14 protein-coding genes are annotated in these 19035 nt (G+C 53.5%); 4 read left to right on the forward strand and 10 right to left on the reverse strand.

Annotation, left to right across the window (positions count from 1 at the left end; translation table 11 throughout):
* From rlmN to RRY12_08170, 8 genes are all read right to left on the reverse strand, one after another.
* Window positions 1–1180: 23S rRNA (adenine(2503)-C(2))-methyltransferase RlmN (gene rlmN / locus RRY12_08135; GenBank protein MEG2184629.1), on the reverse strand; the 1180-nt coding region annotated here is incomplete at its 3' end.
* A gap of 116 nt (window positions 1181–1296) precedes the next feature.
* Window positions 1297–2157: a lysophospholipid acyltransferase family protein gene (locus RRY12_08140; protein ID MEG2184630.1), complete on the reverse strand. Its 861-nt coding sequence runs from the start codon at window positions 2155–2157 to the stop codon at window positions 1297–1299.
* Between the two features lie 47 nt (window positions 2158–2204).
* Window positions 2205–3482, reverse strand: coding sequence for a tyrosine--tRNA ligase (gene tyrS / locus RRY12_08145; GenBank protein MEG2184631.1), 1278 nt, complete (start codon window positions 3480–3482; stop codon window positions 2205–2207).
* A gap of 97 nt (window positions 3483–3579) precedes the next feature.
* On the reverse strand, window positions 3580–5175 hold the full coding sequence (locus tag RRY12_08150; GenBank protein MEG2184632.1) for a hypothetical protein: 1596 nt from the start codon (window positions 5173–5175) through the stop codon (window positions 3580–3582).
* A gap of 93 nt (window positions 5176–5268) precedes the next feature.
* Window positions 5269–6927 carry an MBL fold metallo-hydrolase gene (locus RRY12_08155; GenBank protein ID MEG2184633.1) on the reverse strand — a complete coding sequence of 553 codons (1659 nt, stop codon included), beginning with the start codon at window positions 6925–6927 and terminating at the stop codon, window positions 5269–5271.
* A gap of 57 nt (window positions 6928–6984) precedes the next feature.
* A complete protein-coding gene (locus RRY12_08160; GenBank protein ID MEG2184634.1) occupies window positions 6985–8382 on the reverse strand; it encodes a histidine kinase in 1398 nt (465 codons plus the stop codon).
* Window positions 8383–9021, reverse strand: a complete 639-nt coding sequence (locus RRY12_08165; GenBank protein MEG2184635.1) for a response regulator transcription factor — start codon at window positions 9019–9021, stop codon at window positions 8383–8385.
* Between the two features lie 64 nt (window positions 9022–9085).
* Window positions 9086–9565 carry a cytidine/deoxycytidylate deaminase family protein gene (locus RRY12_08170; GenBank protein MEG2184636.1) on the reverse strand — a complete coding sequence of 160 codons (480 nt, stop codon included), beginning with the start codon at window positions 9563–9565 and terminating at the stop codon, window positions 9086–9088.
* 569 nt (window positions 9566–10134) lie between these two features.
* Between RRY12_08170 and RRY12_08175 the strand changes: the two genes are divergently transcribed.
* The 3 genes from RRY12_08175 to RRY12_08185 all read left to right on the forward strand — a co-directional run bounded on the left by RRY12_08175 (window position 10135) and on the right by RRY12_08185 (window position 12606).
* On the forward strand, window positions 10135–11103 hold the full coding sequence (locus tag RRY12_08175) for a methionine ABC transporter ATP-binding protein (protein MEG2184637.1): 969 nt from the start codon (window positions 10135–10137) through the stop codon (window positions 11101–11103).
* Entirely contained in the window at window positions 11093–11728 is a 636-nt protein-coding gene (locus RRY12_08180; GenBank protein ID MEG2184638.1) for a methionine ABC transporter permease, read from the forward strand. The genes RRY12_08175 and RRY12_08180 overlap by 11 nt, the downstream gene beginning before the upstream one ends.
* A 98-nt stretch (window positions 11729–11826) precedes the next feature.
* Window positions 11827–12606: a MetQ/NlpA family ABC transporter substrate-binding protein gene (locus tag RRY12_08185; GenBank protein MEG2184639.1), complete on the forward strand. Its 780-nt coding sequence runs from the start codon at window positions 11827–11829 to the stop codon at window positions 12604–12606.
* Between the two features lie 60 nt (window positions 12607–12666).
* On the opposite strand, the gene RRY12_08190 is transcribed toward RRY12_08185, so the two are convergent.
* Window positions 12667–16119, reverse strand: a complete 3453-nt coding sequence (locus RRY12_08190; GenBank protein ID MEG2184640.1) for a PAS domain-containing protein — start codon at window positions 16117–16119, stop codon at window positions 12667–12669.
* Window positions 16120–16434: 315 nt separating this feature from the next.
* Here RRY12_08190 and RRY12_08195 point away from each other — a divergent pair, with 315 nt between their 5' ends.
* Window positions 16435–17055 carry a hypothetical protein gene (locus tag RRY12_08195; GenBank protein ID MEG2184641.1) on the forward strand — a complete coding sequence of 207 codons (621 nt, stop codon included), beginning with the start codon at window positions 16435–16437 and terminating at the stop codon, window positions 17053–17055.
* A gap of 470 nt (window positions 17056–17525) precedes the next feature.
* On the opposite strand, the gene RRY12_08200 is transcribed toward RRY12_08195, so the two are convergent.
* The gene (locus RRY12_08200; GenBank protein ID MEG2184642.1) at window positions 17526–19031 is read right to left on the reverse strand and encodes a hypothetical protein; all 1506 of its coding nucleotides are present in this window, start codon (window positions 19029–19031) and stop codon (window positions 17526–17528) included.
* Between the last annotated feature and the right edge of the window lie 4 nt (window positions 19032–19035).

Below are 19035 nucleotides of genomic sequence, written 5' to 3' on the forward strand. Positions count from 1 at the left end.
GGTATCTTTTTGAATTCGCGCCCGTGTCCGCGCGGCGTGGAGTCGATTTCGCCTTTGCCGGCAGCACCGGCGGCTCCTCGCGGCGTTTTTCCGGCGCCATGTCCGTTTTAGTCAGCGAATAGGCCGGTTCGTCAAAGGGTGCGGAATCTCCCTCTATCGTCTTTCTGCGAAGCTGCCCGCAGGCCGCGTCTATATCGGCGCCCTGCTCCGAGCGTATCTCCGTCTCAAAGCCCGCGGTCTGAAGCACGCTGCGGAATTTCAGCACGTCTTCGGACTTAGGTTTTTCATAACGGCCGTCGACTGAGTTGTAGGGGATGAGGTTGACGAAGGAATGTATGCCCTTCAAATAACGCACGAGAGCGCGCGCGTGGTCGAGGCTGTCGTTCACGCCGCCAAAGAGCGTGTATTCTATTGATATGCGGTCGCCGGTCGCGTCCTGGTATTCCTGCATCGCCGTGCGGAGCTGGTCTACCGGGTAGCTCTGGTTGACCGGCATGAGGAAGCTGCGCAGTTCGTCGTCCGCTGCGTGCAGCGAAACGGCGAGGCGCACTCCAAGGCCGGACTGGGCGAGAGCCTTGATGCCGGGGATGACGCCGGAGGTTGAGATCGTGATGTGACGAATGCCCAGATTTCTCATCTTCGGGTCGTTCAGCATTCTGACGGATTTCAGAACGGCGTCGGTGTTCATGAACGGTTCGCCCATTCCCATGTAGACGACGTTGTTGACCTCGCGTCCGGCCCTTTTTTCGATAGCGAGCACCTGCCCCGCTATCTCGCCTGCGGTAAGATTGCGCACGAAGCCTGAGAGGCCCGTTGCGCAGAATGTGCACTGGAGGGGGCAGCCTACCTGCGTGGAGATGCAGGCGGTGAGGCGTTCGCCGTATTTCATGAGCACGGATTCGACGGAGTTGCCGTCGGCGAGCTGCAAGAGGAACTTGCGCGTGCCGTCCGAGGAGCGCTGCTCGCGCACGATTGACGGATAGTGGACGTTGACCTTTTCGTCAAGCTTCGCGCGAAGTTCTTTTGAAAGGTTCGTCATGCCCTCTGTGTCGTCTGTGTGCTTCTGCCAGAGCCACTGACATATCTGGTCCGCTCTGAATTTGGGTTCCTGAAGGCCCTTTTCAAGGTATTCCTTCCACTCGTCGCAGTTCATATCTAAAGCGTATCTTTTTTCTGCCATAATTATTAACCTCGTTCTTATTTTCTTAATAACAGTTTAGCAGTTATTGGGGTTAAATGGCAATGTGCAATACACATAAATGATGGAGCTATTATTTTATGAAAGGGGCGTCCGCTCTAGTCCGTTATTATTTCGCGAAACCGCCTGTGCTGCCAGAGCCACTGTCCGGGGTTTTCCCTTATCATTTTTTCGTAGGCTTCGTTCATTTTCTTTGTGAGATATAGTATCGCGTCGTCGCGCTTCATGCCGACGGGATGGGCTATTGGCTCTTCGGCGCGTATTTTGAATTTAAAGGGCGCAAGCCGCTGTGTAAAGAACGGGATCATAGGCGCTCCGGTGAGCACAGAAAAGGCCGCGGGGCCGCATACCGTGGAGGTTGGCTCTCCAAAGAACGGGATCATTTCGCCCTCTCCGCCGCCGTGCTGGTCTCCTAAAGCGCCGAATATGTTATTGCGCCGCAAAAGCGAGACTACGCGCATCATGTTTTCTTCTTTTGAGATGGTGCGCAGGCCGGAGCTTCCGCGCAGCGTCTCGATAAGCTCCTTCATGAACGGGCTGTCGGAATGACGCACGATGCCGTAAAAAGGGTAATGACGGGCGAGCCAGGCCGCGGAAAATTCCCAGCTCCCAAGGTGGGCCGAAAAAACGACTGCGCCCCGGCCCGCCGCAAGCGCTTCGTCGATGCGCTCCATGTGCTCGCATTCGACGGCCATGCGGTCGATGAGCGATGGGTCTTTCTGCCACGCGAGCATCTCGACGCCGGTCCATATCATGCTCTCGCATGAGGACGAAAATATCGCCGCGCGCTCCTGTCTGCTTTTTTCTGGAAAGCAGAGCGCGATGTTCCGAAGCGCGATGTCTTTTCTGACGCCGGAGAGCCTGAGAATGGGTATGATGAGCCCGGCCAGAGCGTTTGCGCTCCAGCCCGGCTTTATTTTGTGTGCGAATGCGAGAAAGGCCTTTACTTTTTTATCCATGATCTGTGAATAACAAAAAGCGGCCCGTGACTGGGCCGCCTTTTGTTTTATTTCACTTTCAGCAGACGGAAGTCCTTCTTGCCTACGTTGAGCTGAAGATAACGGCCCGAAAGAAGGTCCGCCTCCGTCACCACACGTCCGGCGTCCGTCAGTTTTTCGCCGTTGAGGTAGGCGCCGCCCTCTTTTATCTTTTTCTTCGCGTTGCCCTTTGAGTCGCAGGCTCCGCAGAGGACGAGCAAGTCTGTGACGCCGTTCGTCTCCGCTATGTCCGCTTCGGCGCAGGGTATCTCTTCGGAGAGGGTGTCCAGCACCTCGGCCGCCGCCTCTTTGATGTTCATCTCGCCAAAGAGCACGGCGCTTGCCTCGCGCACGCGCTCGGCCGCCGCCTCTCCATGGACGCGGCAGGTCATCTCCCAGGCAAGCTCCTGCTGGGCGCGGCGCAGATGGGGAGCCTTTTCGTGTTCTTCAAGCAGAGCTTTTATTTCGTCAAGCTCCCTGAAGGTAAACAGCTTGTAAAGTTTTTCGAGATCTTTGTCATCGACGTTTATCCAGAACTGGTAGAACTTGTAGACGCTTGTGCGCTTTGAGGAGAGGTAGACCGCTCCGCTCTCGGACTTGCCGAACTTCTGACCCTGCGAGTTGAGCAGCAGCGGGAAGGTCATGCCGTAGCACTGGCCGCCGGATTTTTTGCGCGTAAGATCCATGCCGGCTATGATGTTCACCTGCTGGTCGTTGCCGCCCATTTGCAGCGTGCAGCCGTATTCGTTGTAGAGGTGGTTGAAGTCGAAGGCCTGAAGCAGTATGTATGAAAGTTCCGTGTATGTTATTGATTTGTCCGGGTCAAGCACGCGGCTTCTCACATATTCGCGGTTGACGAGGAAGCTGACAGGGAAGAATTTTCCTGTGTCGCGCAGGAACTCTATGAATCTTTCGTTTTTGAGCCAGTCGTTGTTGTTGACCAGCATCGCGCTGTTTTCGCCGCTGTCAAAGTTCAGGAAGTGGCGCAGCTGGCCCGCTATGCAGGAGACGTTGTGCGCGATAAGATCCTCCGAGAGCAGGTTCCTCTCCGAGTTTTTGCCGGACGGGTCGCCGATGCGTCCCGTGCCGCCGCCCGCTATCGCGATGGGGCGGTGTCCCAGCCGCTGGAGCCACGCAAGCCCCATGATGGCCACGAGGTTGCCGACATGCAGGCTGTCCGCGCTTGGGTCAAATCCGATGTAGCCCGTCACCATATTGTTTTTGAAGTGCTGCTGAAGCTCTTCATCGTGGCTGCTCCATTCTACGAAGCCGCGCTCTCTCAAGACCTGTAGTGCGTTTGTGTACATCTAAAAACCCTCCAGATTTATTGAACCGCCGACCGTAACGCAGCGTCGCTGCTGCGCCTTAGGCCGGCGGAATATTGACAAATTATCGCCGCTTGCGCTATTTGGACGATTTATACCAGTTGATGCGGCCTGAAAGCGGCTCTTCCCATACGATGAGCACGCGGCCCATTTTTTTGAGCACGCTTCCGAAGGAGTCTGTTATGCCCTGGTCGAATGGCGTCAGCTTCATCTCCGGCTGTATAGGCTCCGGCTGTTCCGCGTCGGCCTCAGGCTGCTCCGGATAGTTTTCGTCGTAAGTTCCTTCCGCACCGTCGGCTATGCCCGCGTCCTCTGAGTCCTCGTCGTTCAGGAAGCTGCTCATCTTCGTCATCTCAGATAACGCGCCTCCGATGCGCGGCAGGTCGGCCAGCATCCAGCCTACTACAGCCTCGTCGTCTTTCAGGAAACGGCCCAGGCCGTCCTTCATGTTCAGCGACGAAGGCGTCGTGAGGCCGAAGACCGCGATGTTGTCACGGCCCGCGCCGATGACCGAGAAGGGCAGATTTGTAGCGCCGCCCGCGGTGAAGCCGGCAAGAGGCTTAGGCTCCGCGCCGAAAAACAGGTTCTTCCAGAAAGAGGAGATCAGCCTGTTCATCAGGTCGGGCTTTCCCGAAAGTTCCACAAGGAAGCCGGGAAGGGAGAACCACAGTATTCTATTCTGACCGCCCAGGGAAAATATCGTTTCCCCTGAGAGTATCTCGCGTATCTCTGCGTCGTTCATTTCAAGGTTTTCGGCTATCTCGCCCAGCGAGCTGAACGGGAACGGCCAGTCCTGTGGCGCGCCGTCAAGCGGCGGCAGCACTATTCCCATTGAAAGCAAAAGCGGCTCGGGGATTATGCTGTTTGCCGTGTCCCATTTTTTGACCTTCATGTTGGATTTGAGGTAGCTTTCGACGAGGCTCGGCAGTTTGACCAGGCGCCAGCGCACCTCGCCCGCAGGGTCGCTCGCGTTTTTCTTGTCGGTATCGCGCCATGCCGCCTCGACCGTGATCGGGAACTTGTATTGCGAGTTGACAGTAGCCGCCCCTCCGTCGGATATTTCTATGTGCCCCGGCCAGCTCCGTTCGTCGGACCATTTCTTGCCGCCCAGCCCGTCGGACGAATTTTTGCCTACCGCGATCATGCGCTCCAGCACTCCAAGCTCCGCCGCCATGAGGACGTTTTTGCCGGCCACGGTGTAATAGACCGGAGAGCTCATAGAGCCGGACTCGATCGCCATTATTTTTGAATCGTTCTCACGGCGCACCCTCGCTCCGCGAAAAACTGCGGCGAGGCTTTTGGGCAGCTCGCCCTTTTTGAGCTTCGACGTCTCCGCGTCCGGGAAGCGGAACGAACAGAAGACCTCAGTGGTCTCATCTGCGCCGTTCTGCACCAGCATCCCGACCTCCTTCGCGTAGGAGGCGGCGGCAAGCAGCGCGTTGCGAGGCGTCCCTTCTTTGAGCAGCGCATAGATACCGTCTGTGAGCATCGCGGAGACCGGCTTAGGATAGCTGTATTCTTTTGTCTCTATGACCAGATAGGGCTTCGTATCGTCCGGCTTTGGTATCGCGGAAAGGACGCCAGACGAACTCCAGAAGCACCAAGTCAGTACGGCGGCAATTAAAATGACCGCCGCGGCTCCTGCCCCACAGGCAATTTTAACCTTGGTATTCATGCCGCATCCATCCTTATCTTTTTCGCGCCGCTCAGGCGTCGTTACCGTCTTTATTCCGGCGGCCGTCCTCCGGCCCCGGCCCTCTATTGCGCCTTACTGTCGTTTTATTATTCTATTTTCGCTCACAGCCGCGGCCGTTTCAAGCAGTATTCTTGCAGAAACGAGCAGCGGCATTATGTTATTATACTGCTCTTCGTTCTTTATAAGCACTTCTTCCATTTCAAGAGTACGCGCCGATATGGCCCCAAGCGTGCGTTCCACATCCTGCGGGTCTATATGGATGCGGTCCAGGATGCGCTGCGAGATTATCGGCATCGCCGTCTTTGCCGAAGGTGCAGCCGCCACGCCAAGCTCTATCGTGTCGCCTATCGCCGGCACCTGCGCCGCGTAGCCTTTGTCCTTCAAGCCCAGTGCGAGGGACTGCGCGGACTTCGGTTCGCCGTGGACCACGATAAAACGCGCCTTCTTCGGAAAATGTCCGGCCCATTCAAGCAGGTCGTCGCGGTCGGCGTGCGCGGAAAATCCGTTCAGCGTGTGGAACTGCGCCTTGACGGAGATCTCCTCGCCCGCTATGCGGACGGTCTTCGCTCCGTCGACGAGACGGCGGCCCAGCGTGCCGTAGGCCTGATAGCCCACGAAGAATACGTGAGTGTCGTTTTTAAAAAGGTTGTGTTTTAAGTGGTGCATTATGCGGCCGCCGGAACACATGCCGCTTCCGGCAAGGACTATGCCTTCGGCCTTTTCGTTGATGGCGCGCGACTGTTCGGGAGTGCGCACGTAGCTGAAGCCGCGGGGCTCGAACGGATCTTCATTGTTGTTCAGCATGTCTTTTAATTCGCGCGAGAGCAGGCCCACATATTTAGAATATATCTCCGTCGTCTTGACGCCCATCGGAGAGTCGAGATAGATGGGGCCCATGCGCAGGCCGGGGAGTTTTTTCTGGAGCAGCGTAAATTCATAGAGCATCCGCTGCGCGCGGTCCACGACGAAGGTCGGCACGAGCACTTTGCCGCCGTACCGTATCGCCTCTTCCATGGCGCTCTGAAATTCGGCGCGCGTATCCTCAAGGGATTTATGGAGGCGGTCGCCGTATGTGGATTCTATTAGAACGTAGTCAGCCTCTTCGAGGATGACGGGTGGTTTTTCTATTACGCCGTCAAACGGGCCGAGGTCTCCCGAAAAGACGACCTTGACCGTTTTTTCCGGCATATTTTCCGGGCCGTCGACCTTATCCGTTATCCATGTTTCTATTATGGCGCTTCCCAGTATATGGCCCGCCTCGCGAAAACGCACCTTAAGCCCGGGGAGTATCTGCGTTATCTCGTCGTAATGCATTGCGGAGCGATGGCCTAAAGTATCTTCAACGTCTTGTTCAGTGTAGAGCGCGACGACCGGAGGCAGGCCCTTGCGCGCGTTTTTGCGCGTGCGCCATTCGGCGTCCTCCTGCATGATGTGCGCGGAGTCGCGAAGCAGTATCTCAATGAGCTGCGACGTGGCGTCCGTGCAGTAAACTTTTCCTTTGAAGCCCTGTTTGACCAGAAGCGGTATCCTTCCGCTGTGGTCGATGTGCGCGTGGGTGAGAAGAAGTGCGTCTATCTCCGCTGGATTGTAAGGCAATTGCTCGCTTTCGTGCCTATCTTCGTCAGCGCCTTGATGTGCGCCGCAGTCGACAAGCACCTTGTAACCGGATGTTTCTATCATATAATTGGATCCGGTAACTTCACCGGCAGCGCCGAATATTCGAAGTCTCATTTTTCCGCCCGGAGGCTCCCACCTTTCAAAGCATCAAATAGTAGCACAAATACATCTCTATTCTACACTTTGTGACGGTACTTCACAACTTGTAATTGTGCCAAATCCAGGCTTTGAATCAATTATCAGAGTCCCCCCCGCAAGCCTGATGCGCTCTTTCATATTTGAGAGGCCTCTGTGCCCGTGGATGCGGAGTTCCTTTACATCCTCCGGCATCGTGAAGCCTGAGCCGTTGTCCTCGATGCGCATCAAGATAGCGTTGTTCCTTCGCTCAAGAAGCACCGAGATAAGCGTTGAATTGCCGTGATGCACGGAATTATTTATCGACTCCTGCGCCACGCGGTAAAAGGCGAGGCAGAGCGGCAGCGGCAGGATGTTTTCTTCATATTCAAGGTCGTCCACTATCTCCAGATCTATCTTTACGCCAAGCTGCACCGACATCCGGTTGCAAAGCTCCTGCAATGAATGGGCGAGGCCCAAGTCGAGCCACGGCGGCGTCAGGTTGTTGCAGAACTCGCGCAGCTCCTTCACGCCTATCATCGCGACCTTTTCAGCGTTGTCGAGGCTCGCCATTATCTGCTGGTTGCCGTCCACTTCAAGCTCGAGCAGACGCAGGCGCTGCACGAGCGCCGTCACGTCCTGGAGCGGCCCGTCGTGTATCTCGCGCGAGATGCGCTCGCGTTCCTCTTCCTGGGCCTTGATGATATCCGTGACGTAATCGCGAGAAAGCTGCTCCTTGTCTATCGCAGACTGAGCGAGCACTACAAAGGTAGAACGAAGCTGCTGGAGCTCCGGCACCGCCTCCGGAGCCTCTTCGGCTGGCAGCTCGTATCCGAGGCGCAGCGAAGAGACCTCGTCGTCAAAATCTCTGAGCGGCAATATGACTTTTTCATAAAGAAGATAGATGGCAAGTATCATAAAGACCGCCATCAGCCCCATGACGAACGGCCAGACGCTTACGAGCAGCACCATAGGGCCGAACAGCTTCTGCCACTGCACGGCCGCTACGATATATAAACGTTCCGATGGGATGCGGTAGGTCATGCCTGTCAGGTAGTTGCCGCCGGAGACGCGTATCTTGACGGGCGCAAGCGCGTTGAAGTCGGCGGCGTGCTCCATCAAAAGATTCACCTGCCCGGGAGTGCCGTAGACGAGGTCTCCGTCGTCCTGAACGACGACGAAGATCCCGGGAAGGTTCATTTCGCTGAGCAGCGAGGCCATCGTGTTTATATCGCGCGCGACAGGCACCTTTTTTGCGCCGGCTTTGACGATGCTCCACTTTTTTGAATCGAGCCGGGCGGCCACGCTGTCTACAAGGTTTTGAACGTAGCTGCCCGAAATGGACTCCATGCTGCTCTCAAACTGGTCGTATATGATCCACGCGAAAAACAGCGCCATCATAGTAGGCGTCAGAAGAGCGAATATCAGCTTGTACAGGAGTCCCTTTTTTTTCATTTAATCAAGAAGCTCCTCCATGGTCACTATGCCGTATTTCAATGAAAGCAGCATCGCTTCCGTCTTATTTTTCGCGCCGAGCTTGTCGTAGATGGAGGCAAGATGCGTCTGCACCGTGCGTTCGCTGATAAAGAGCTGCGTCGCTATCTCCTTGCCGGAAAGTCCGCGCGCCGCAAGCAGAAGCACTTCGCGCTCGCGCACCGAGACTGGTTCTGGAACGAAATCTTCGCCGTCCTCTACGGCGTTCGCAACATCGCTGTCAAGATAAAAACCGCCGCGTGCCGCGATGCGGATGGCGCGGGAGAGAGTGTCCATCGTCGCGGTCTTCAGCACATAGCCGCGCGCGCCGGCGCGCAGAGCCGCCATAACGTACTGATTTGAGTCGTATGAGGTGAGCATGAGGGAGGCCGTCGGTATGCCGGCTTCCTTGACCTTGCGCGCAAGAGCGATGCCGTCAAGCCCCGGCATCCTGATGTCAAGCAGCGCTATCTGGGGCCTGTGCGTCTGGATGCCGGCCCATGTCGCGTTTCCGTCGGCGTACTCGCCCACAATGGTGAAGTCCGGCTCCTTTGAAAGATACCCTTTGATGCCCTCTCTTGTAAGCGGATGGTCGTCAGCAAGAATTATCGAAATAGACATATCGTTGGTGCTCCCTTCAGTTTTATATTATAGTATTAGTTTGCAACAAATATTGCGGTAAAAATCACTCTGTAAAAATATCCGCGGGAAGTTCCGCGGGGTCGACATAGACGCACTCGACGCCGGATTCCGCCATGATGGCGCGCGCCAGTTCGTCAGGATACGGATGTAAGAAGAAAACTTTTCTGCACCCGGCGTTTATCAGCGCCTTCGTGCAGTAGACGCACGGCTCGTGCGTGCAGTAAAGCCACGAATCCGCTGTAGAGGTGCCAGCGATGGCGGCCTGGGCTATCGCGTTTATCTCCGCGTGAGAGCCGCGGCAGATCTCATGGCGGCAGCCGGAGGCGATGCCAAGCGTCTCACGCAGACAGCCCGCCTCGTCGCAGTGCGTCACTCCACGCGGTGCGCCGTTGTAGCCGGTGCTCAATATCTGGCGGTCACGCACGAGCACCGCGCCCACTTTGCGGCGCAGGCAGGTGCTGCGGCTTGCCGCCACGCGCGCCATAAGCAAAAAATATGTATTCCAGTCAGGACGCTCTTTCATGCGATCGCTCCCCGCAATAGGTCTGATGTAAGGGAAAATACTAAGCTGATATATCAATAGGAGCATATCATGCTGACCCTTCGCTTAGTAATAATATCCCCTGCAACGATTATATAATCTATAATTCTTTTGTCTCTTTTTAAACGCAAAAATACCTATAAATTTTATGAATTAAGCAGTTTTCGCAACGATAATTTATTAGTCTGCGATAATTTATGGCAGAATAAGAAAATATTACCCCGTTTATCGCATGCAGTGCCTCTCTGCCGCGGCTGCAAAGCGATAACAAGGGCCAGTTTGCCGCGCCCATCCGCTTTTTTGATTACGGGGTTGACAATGTGGGAATTGCTGACTACAATGTGACCCATACTTTGAAAAGGAGGAGCGGATATGAAATTGAATACTCAGTATTTTGCAAACAACATGATGATGTGCATCTACTCTGACGGCTCCTCTTATGATTCAACGGACGCCTAGAGCGCCGCGCGTGAAAATCATGAGACCGAGCCTGACGACGGCCCGGTCTTTTTTTATGCACTTTAAAAAGCGTTACAGCAAAGGATGATTTTATGATTGAGATCGAAAAGCTTGGAAAATATTTCGGAGAGCAAAAGGTCCTCTCGGATATTTCCATGAAGGTCGAAAAGGGAGACGTCTTCGGCATCGTGGGGCACTCCGGCGCGGGCAAGTCTACGCTGCTGCGCTGTCTGAACGGCCTTGAAGGCTACACCGAGGGCAGCGTGAAGGTGAACGGCAAAGAGGTGAAGGCGCTTTCGGAGCAGGAGCTTAAGCTGCTGCGCCGCGACATGGGGATGATCTTTCAGAATTTCAACCTCATGAACCGCAAGGACGTCTATGAAAATATCCTCTTTCCGCTAAAGGTGTGGGGCACGCCGCGCGCCGAGGCGGAAAAACGCGCCGACGAGCTGCTTGAACTTGTCGGGCTCACAGGCAAAAAACATGAAAAGGTGCGCAGCCTAAGCGGCGGCCAGAAGCAGCGCGTGGGCATAGCGCGCGCGCTTGCGCTGAACCCGGAGATACTGCTCTGCGACGAGGCCACCTCCGCGCTCGACCCGAAGACGACCATCTCCATACTCGAGCTGCTGATGGACATAAACAAAAAGCTCAACGTCACCATCGTCGTAGTCACGCATCAGATGGAAGTGGTCAAGATGGTCTGCAACAAAGTCATCATCTTGGACGGCGGCAAGATCGTAGCCTCCGGCGACACGGACAAACTGTTTTTGGCGCCCGGCAAAGAGCTGCGCAAGCTCATCACGGACGACTACGCGGTGGTGCCCTCCGGGACGAACATCCGCCTGATGTTCCCGCGCGAGATAGCGAACGAGGCGATAATCACAGGCATGGCGCGCGAGCTCAACATAGACTTCTCCGTCGTCGGAGGCCGCATTGAACGTTACCGCGACACGGTGATGGGCTTTCTTATAATAAACACCGCCGACAAAGACGTGGCGAATGTTGAAAAATGGCTGAAAGAAAAAGGAATGTTCTGGGAGGTATTGGACGATGGGCAGTGAGCTTACGGCGGCGCTTTGGGAAACTTTGTATATGGTGGCGGTCTCCACCTTTTTTTCGGGGATTTTCGGCTCCGGCGTCGCGGTGTTGATGATAATCACCGGGCCGAACGGACTTAAGCCGAACAAGGCGGTCTACGGAGTGCTCGACATCGCCGTGAACCTTCTGCGCTCCTTTCCCTTCATAATACTGCTCATCGCGATAATCCCGCTTACGCGCATCATAGCCGGCACTTCGATAGGCAGCACCGCCTCCATCGTGCCGCTTACGATAGCGGCGACGCCCTTCGTAGCGCGCCTCATGGAGGGAAGCCTGCTTGAGGTGGACCGCGGGGTGGTAGAAGCCGCGCGCTCGTTCGGAGCCTCCACCTGCCAGATAATATTCGGCGTCATGATAAAAGAGGCGATGCCTTCAATAGTGCTCAACTGGGCCATAGTCGCGATAAACCTGCTCGGCTACTCCGCGATGGCGGGAGTGGTGGGCGGCGGCGGCCTGGGCGACCTTGCGATAAAATACGGTTACAACCGTTTTCAGACGGACGTCATGGTCTACTCCGTAGCGATACTGATAGTCATCGTACAGGTGATACAGTACGCAGGAAATTACGTCTACGAGAAGATAAGGTAAAGGGGGCTGAGCTTTATAGAATACGATATGAGACCCCGCGCCCCGAAGACCGCACAGGATACGAAATTTTTATTTAACTCATAAGGAGAGAATCTACAATGAAAAAGATCGCACTCGCACTGATAGCAGCCCTTCTCATCCCCGCCGCGGCATTTGCGGCCGGCAAAGAAATCAAAGTAGGCGTAACGCCGTTCCCGCACAAGGACATCATGAACGTAGTGAAGCAGCTCGTGGCCAAGGACGGCTACGACCTGAAGATAGTTGAGTTCACCGATTACGTGACGCCGAACACAGCGCTTGCCGAAAAGGCGCTCGACGCGAACTTCTTCCAGCACGTCCCCTACCTTGACAACACAAACAAGGAAAAAGGCTACAACCTCGTCTGGATAGCGAAGATACACATCGAACCGCTCGGCCTCTACTCAAAGAAGATAAAAAAGATCGGCGAGCTGAAAAACGGTTCGCAGGTGGCCATCCCCAACGACGCGACGAACTGCGCCCGCGCGCTTCGCCTGCTTGAAAAGAACGGCCTCATCAAGGTAAAGGCCGGAGAGCTTGTAACGGCGAAGGACATCACCGCGAACCCGAAGAACCTCAAAATCCGCGAACTTGACGCGGCCCAGCTGCCCCGCACATTGCAGGATGTGGACGCCGCCGTCATCAACACGAATTTCGCAGTCGAAGCCGGCCTCGTGCCCGCGAAGGACGCGATCGTCATAGAGGGCAAAGAATCTCCCTACGCGAACGTCCTCGTAATACGCGGCGCAGACAAAGACACCCCCGCGGCGAAGGCGCTGAAAAAGGCGGCCAACTCCAAGGAAGTAAAAGAATACATCACAAAGAACCTCGTACCCAAAGGCATCGTACCCGCGTTCTAAATCAAGGAAAAATAAAAAGCGCGGCGCGTTCGGACAAACTCCCGAGCGCGCCGCGCTTTTTTATTTGAGTATTCCGGCGATAGTTTCGTAGAGCAGTTTCGGGTTCACAGGTTTGGTGAGGTGGGCGTTCATTCCGGCATCGAGGGAGGCTTTTCTGTCCTCCTCAAAGGCGTTTGCGGTCATCGCGATTATGGCTATGCTTTTTGCGTCGGCGCGCGGCAGAGCGCGTATGGCCCGCGTGGCGGCAAGGCCGTCCATCACCGGCATACGCACGTCCATCAGTATCGCGTCGAAGTCTCCGCTGGCCGATTCCGCAAAGAGGCGAAGCGCCTCTTTGCCGTTTTCGGCGGTATGGACGGTCATGCCGCGTTTTTCAAGGAGTTTTTTTGCGATGATCGAGTTGAGCGGCTGATCTTCCGCAAGCAGTATTTTTTTGCCGAAGAGGTCGGTCATTGTTTCTTCTCCCGCCGGCGCCGCGCTTTCTTTTTCGCGGTACAGATAACTGATGCTTACGGTGAATTTTGAACCGAGGCCCAGCTCGCTTTCGACCTTTATATCCCCGCCCATCTCCATAGCTATTCGCTTTGCGAGCGCAAGGCCGAGGCCCGTTCCCCGCACCGCGCCGGAATAAATGTTGCGTTCCTGTTCAAAGGGCGTGAATGCGCGCGTTAAAAATTCCTGGCTCATGCCGCAGCCGTCGTCCTCGATGATGATTTCGTCCACCGCGCTGCTTTCGTCGTGGCTCACGTGGCGCATCGCAAGCGTCACGCGACCGCCCGCCTTCGTAAATTTGAAGGCGTTGTTCAGCAGGTTCATCAGCATCTGCTTCGTCTTCAGGACGTCTACGAAAAATTCGTAGCGGCCAACGCAGGAAAGGTTTTGCGGGTAGACGAAGGTTATATTTTTCTCATGCGCCATCGGCATCATCATCTCCACGCAGGAAAGCGCTATCGCGGAGGGCGACGCCCACTCGCGGCTCAGCGTGAATTTTCCGCTTTCGATGCGGCTCATGTCCAGTATGTCGTTTATGACTCCAAGAAGGTACTGGCCGGAGGCGTCTATCTGCGCAAGATATTCGTCGGCCGCCGCCGCGTTGGAAAGTTCCTCGCGCGCCAGCTTCGTCATTCCGATTATAGCGTTCATCGGCGTGCGTATCTCGTGGCTCATGTTTGAAAGAAAGTCCGTCTTTGCGGCGTTGGCCCGCGTAGCCTCAGCGAGCGCTTTATTCAGGCGCTCCCTCTGGTTCAGCTCGGCCTCGTACTCGGCTGTGACGTCGCGCACGGAACAGACGACGTTCTTTTTATCCTCGTTCATATAGCTGTAGGCGGCGCGTTTGTAGCACGGCCTTCCATCATCGTCGCGCACGGTGAAAAATGTGGAGTAGCTTTGCACCTTTTCAAGCGCCTCTTTGACACGGCAAAGGGAGTGGTCGCGCACCACGCGTTCCACGTCGACGTCTATAGAGTGCCTGCGCAGGTATTCCGCTACGCCGGCGCTTACGTCGCCCATCTTTTTTTGTTCCTTTACAACTTCGTCGAGGCTACTGTTCATAAAGGGGCGCGGCACGCCGCTTTCCGCGTCGAAGGTGAATATTGAGTCGTATTCCGTGGCGACCAGCCTGTTTACGACGTCCTCGGCCCTTTTTTCGTCGCTTACGTCACGCGAGAAGCAATAGGCCTCAAGGTCTCCCGTGTAGGGGTTCTGCATCGCTTCGCAGACGCTCTCAACCCAAAACGAGGCGCTCGCGTAATGGTGGCGTATGACGCAGCGCGTCTCTCCGCGCTCGAAGGCTTCGCGTATTGCGCGGCGCGTGAATATCGCGCGGTAGCGCGCGCGCTCCGCCTCATACGGGATATGCGCCGTTATATAGTTGAAAATGGTGTCTCCGTCGTGAGAGAGGCAGAAGGCGGAGAACGGCTCCTCTTCGCTCTCCACCTCGGATACGGTGTTGCGCGTGACGTTCAGCAGCAGCGAGGCCTTTGAGCCTCTGGCAAGCGCCTTCCCGTAATTCGTGCGCTCCTCGAATTTGCGCGTCAGCTCCTCCTGTTGGCGCACCTGTTCGTCCACGTCGGTGAAACATCCGTAAATAACGGCGGTATCTTTTCCCGTCGGGGTCAGTATCGCGCTCAGCCGCACCCAGAGATACCGTTTTTTGCCGTTCAGCACGCGCAGGGTGACGTCTATTTTTTCCATATTCTCTCGCGCCTTATGTAAGGCCGCAAGCACGCGAGGCACATCATCCGGGTGGACCGCCGAAAAGAATTTCTCGCGCTCGTAGACGCGGCGCTCCTCGCGCGTCGAATCCGTCATCCTGAAATAGCCGTCGTTCAGATAGCGCAGCGTCACTTGGTCTCCTCGCAGGTCATAGATGCCGATGCCGCTCGGTATGCGGTCTACAAGCTCCTGCAGCTCCGCCTCCTGCCGATGCGCCTCCGTCTCGTCGGAGATGTACTGGATGTAGGCGGGCCGCCCCAGCCACGTCAGAGCGCGGCAGCGCAGGCAGAAATAACGCCCGTCGTTTATTTTGAGGCTGTACTCGCTATATTCAGTCTCTGAAAGCGACGCCATCTGTTCATTCGTCATAAGCATCCTTTTATCGGGGAAAATTTCCGCCGTCTTCATTCCAGAGAGCTTCGTCTTTTCCGCACCGGGGAAAAATCTCAAAAGCGCGTTGTTGATGTAGAGCACTGTGCGCGTGTCGCGCTCCGCGACAAGCACAGCCGTTCGGGAGTCGGCCACCAGCCCCTGATACATCGAGCTCTCCTGCTCGGGAGCGGTGAAGACGGCGTAATAGAGCGGGCAGCCCTCCTCCTCGCGTATCGGCGTGGCCGACAGGTGGAGCCAGAACGAAGAACCGTCGGCGTCTATGCAGCGGAAATTCAATATTATAGGCTTGCGTTTTGTGACGCTCTCCACGGCGACTGCGCGAAAACGGTCGATGTCCTCCGGCGCGATAAGACGTTCCAGCGCGTCGGGAGAGCCGTTTATCGCGTCAAATTCCTCTCTCGTTCTGTGGCTCAAAGCGGGCAGCCCGTCGCTGTAATAGAGGCACGAAAGCTTAGCGCCGACCTTATAGACGGCGATGCCTCCGGGGATAGCGTTGAGCAGCCCCTCTATCATCATATTTTTTTCGTAATTGTCGTTTATATCAATAATAGTGCCGATAGTCCTTGAAGGTGCGCCCTGTGCGTCTTTGCAAAAAATTCCAACAAGGCGGCTCCACCGGTAGGAGCCGTCCTTCATCTTAAGGCGCATCACAGCCTCGGCTCTTGCGACGCCGCCCTTTATTTCATCAAAAAAACGAAAAAGCGCGGGAGTATCCTGCGGGTGCACCATCTCAAGCGGCCCGCGATTATGGAGAATGTCGTCCGCGCCTACGTCGCTCAGCGCGTAGCGCAGATAGGAATCGGAGCGGTAGAAGGCGCCTGTCTTCAGATCCCACTCAAAGACCGCAGCGCCCGTTTCCTCCGCCGCTATTCGGTAACGGTCTTCGTCTAAATATTCCCTACCCATACTGTTTCCCCACCCTCTGATTTTTTCACAAACGGCGCGCGGGAACATTTATGGCGCTGGAACGTTCCGCCGCAAAGCCGGGCCTTCGTTTCCCAGATGCTGTTTATTATTAAGCCGATAGCCACGCATGATTTAACGCACATCTATTTATATATTACTCTTAAATCTGCACGCTATCAATACGCCCGCAATACCGTCTCCATTTACGGCGGTCGTGCGAGAAAAATGAGGCCGCGCGCGCCGTTCTCATATATAATAATGCTCAGCGCGCAGCTTCGGCGCGCGCGGAAATTTTGATAAGCGAGGTAACTGTGGATGAAGTGTAAAAATTATAGAAAACTGGCGTGCTGCGCGGCCATGCTGCTTCTTGTCTTCGCGGGCCGGGCCTTTGCCTACGATTTCAGCGCGGAGTTTGTTGAAAAGGACGGAGCCGAGATACAGAAGGGGAAAATATACATCTCAGGCGAAATGTCGCGCTACGAGGTGGACGGCAGCGAGGCCATACAGGTGACGCGCGCCGACAAAAAGGTGATGTGGATAGTCTTTCCGAAGCACAGAGTCTACGTCGAAGAAGCATTCGCAGGCCCCGTAAGCATAGGCTCCGGCACCGCCGCGCTTCCAAAAAACACGGGCGACCTGTCGCGCGAAGACCTCGGCTTTGAAGAGGTGGACAGCTACAGGCTGCGCAAATACCTCGTTACGGTAAAATACAACAAGGGCGAGACGCAGGACAAATATTACGAGTGGCGTCGCTCCGACTTCCCCGTCCCGGTAAAGACGGCAAACCCAAGCGGGACAGTCTCTTACGAATACAAAAAAATCAAGATGGGCCCGCAGAACCCGTCGTTCTTCGTAGAGCCAAAAAGTTACAAAAAAGTGACCGCCGAAGAGCTTGAAAAACTAGAGGCCCAGTGGAGTGCGAAGAAGAAAAAATAACATACAAAACGCGCACAAGCGAGCCTCGGAATCAAACTCTGTAACTATATCCTTCTGCCGAAATCCCAGATAATCTGGGCTAAAGTTAGTCTTCAGTCCCAAGAAAATTATTAACCAATTTGACGTTCAGTATCAATAAGACACTGGACGTCTTTTGCGTAATGAGAGCTATTCTGGCATCCGCTCTTCGTCCCTTACGGTCAATTCTCCAAGAATGCTTCGCCAATTGCAAACTGGCAGACTCCATTTTTTAGTTGCTTCAAAGGTTGCAAGGTACAGGGCCTTTAAAAGCGCCCCTGCATTGGAAATACACTCCTCTGACTATGGATAGCCAAGACTTCTGATCACCGCCGTAATTGCGCCCAGTTGATCATAAAGCGATAATGCTGCGTTTACCTGTTTTTCCGAATACATCTATTGCACCCCCTAGGTGGAGTCCAGGGTTTTGTCCGCACCCCCTTACCTTACCTCTAGAACACAGAGCATAAGCGTTTATAAATACCAAGCAATTGACTTCTCATAAACACAAAGTTAAAAAATAAAACTATCAAACAAGCTATCCCTGTCAGCAAAGAACTTACAATACAGAATGATAAATATCCATGAATATATCTCAATGCAACAGGAGAGAATAATATACTTAAAAATAGAGTTAAAAACATATTAGGAATAAACATTGTAGAAAAACATTTCAGTGTCCCAGGTAATAATTTAACATGCACATATACAATTTCCATTGAAGCTAGCATCAAATTGCAAAATAAAGTATTCGTCAAAATCCCATAAAAACTCCAAGTTATGCCACAGGTAATATTCCCAACAGTCAAAATAATTAGTGTTATTAATTGAATATTTCTGGCCGTTTTAAAATGGCCTCCCATAATGAGGCACAACCCACTTGGAATATGTATAAGTTGTGTATAGGCTATTAATATTAATAGTAGTGCTAGCCTGGTATTAAGATATTGAACATCTGTTATTCCTTGGGTATAAACGGACATAAAAGGTAAGATAACAGCTCCTAGCGGAGCAAATAATATGGTTAACAATAAAATAACTAAAAATTCAAACTCATTCATTATCAAAATAATTTTCGCGGGGTTTCCTTCATGAAGAATCTGCCCAAGCGCGTTTTGTGGCGCTGATATAAATATATTGATTATTGATGATGGCATGCTTATTATTGAAAAATAAACTGAATAAACACTAGCCATTGCCGTATTAGAAAAAATCGATATAAATAAAATGGAAGAGGAGGAATACACAACACTAACAATTTTGCCAACCATTACATCTGTCGTTCCAAATATATATGATACTCCATCCCATTTCTCAAGTTGGGTGGCATACGGATATAAACGATTGTAACACATTTTAGTAGCCCATCCTGCAACACACGTAAATAGTAAATAAACACACCGTATCAGAATAATGTTTCCTGTATTATATAATAAAACAATCATAGAGATTTGGCATATTAGATTTGTACACATCATGACAAATGTATATACATATTCATCTTGCGCAACTTGAAATAGAAGGCGAAAGCGCGTGGTATAAAAAAGCTGGAAAACTGTAGATAATAATGAAATGAGTAAGACTGCCACAATGGTAACGTAAGAAATTTTAGTTTGTATAAAAGCCCCATAGACAATTGCCCCGACAGTACCCACTAGTAACGACCATAGAGCTATTTTTTTAAATTTATAAGAGCTTTCTGCAAGTATCTCATTCATACGTTTAATATTACCCTGCGTAAAAGGTGAAAATAAGGCGACTAAAGAAGCCGTTGTAAAACCACCTTCTATCAGTGTAATTATTGATAAAAATTGAGTAACAATCGCATTTAATCCATTATAATCAGAGCCTAGCCGTAACATCATAATTCTGGCAAGAATTAATGCCGACATGGCAGATATCGCAAAATTCAAAATAGAAGCCAACGCAGAGATAAAAGTTTTCTTCGTTCTAGTCATATTT

This window comes from Cloacibacillus sp. (assembly GCA_036655895.1).
Lineage (GTDB): Bacteria > Synergistota > Synergistia > Synergistales > Synergistaceae > JAVVPF01.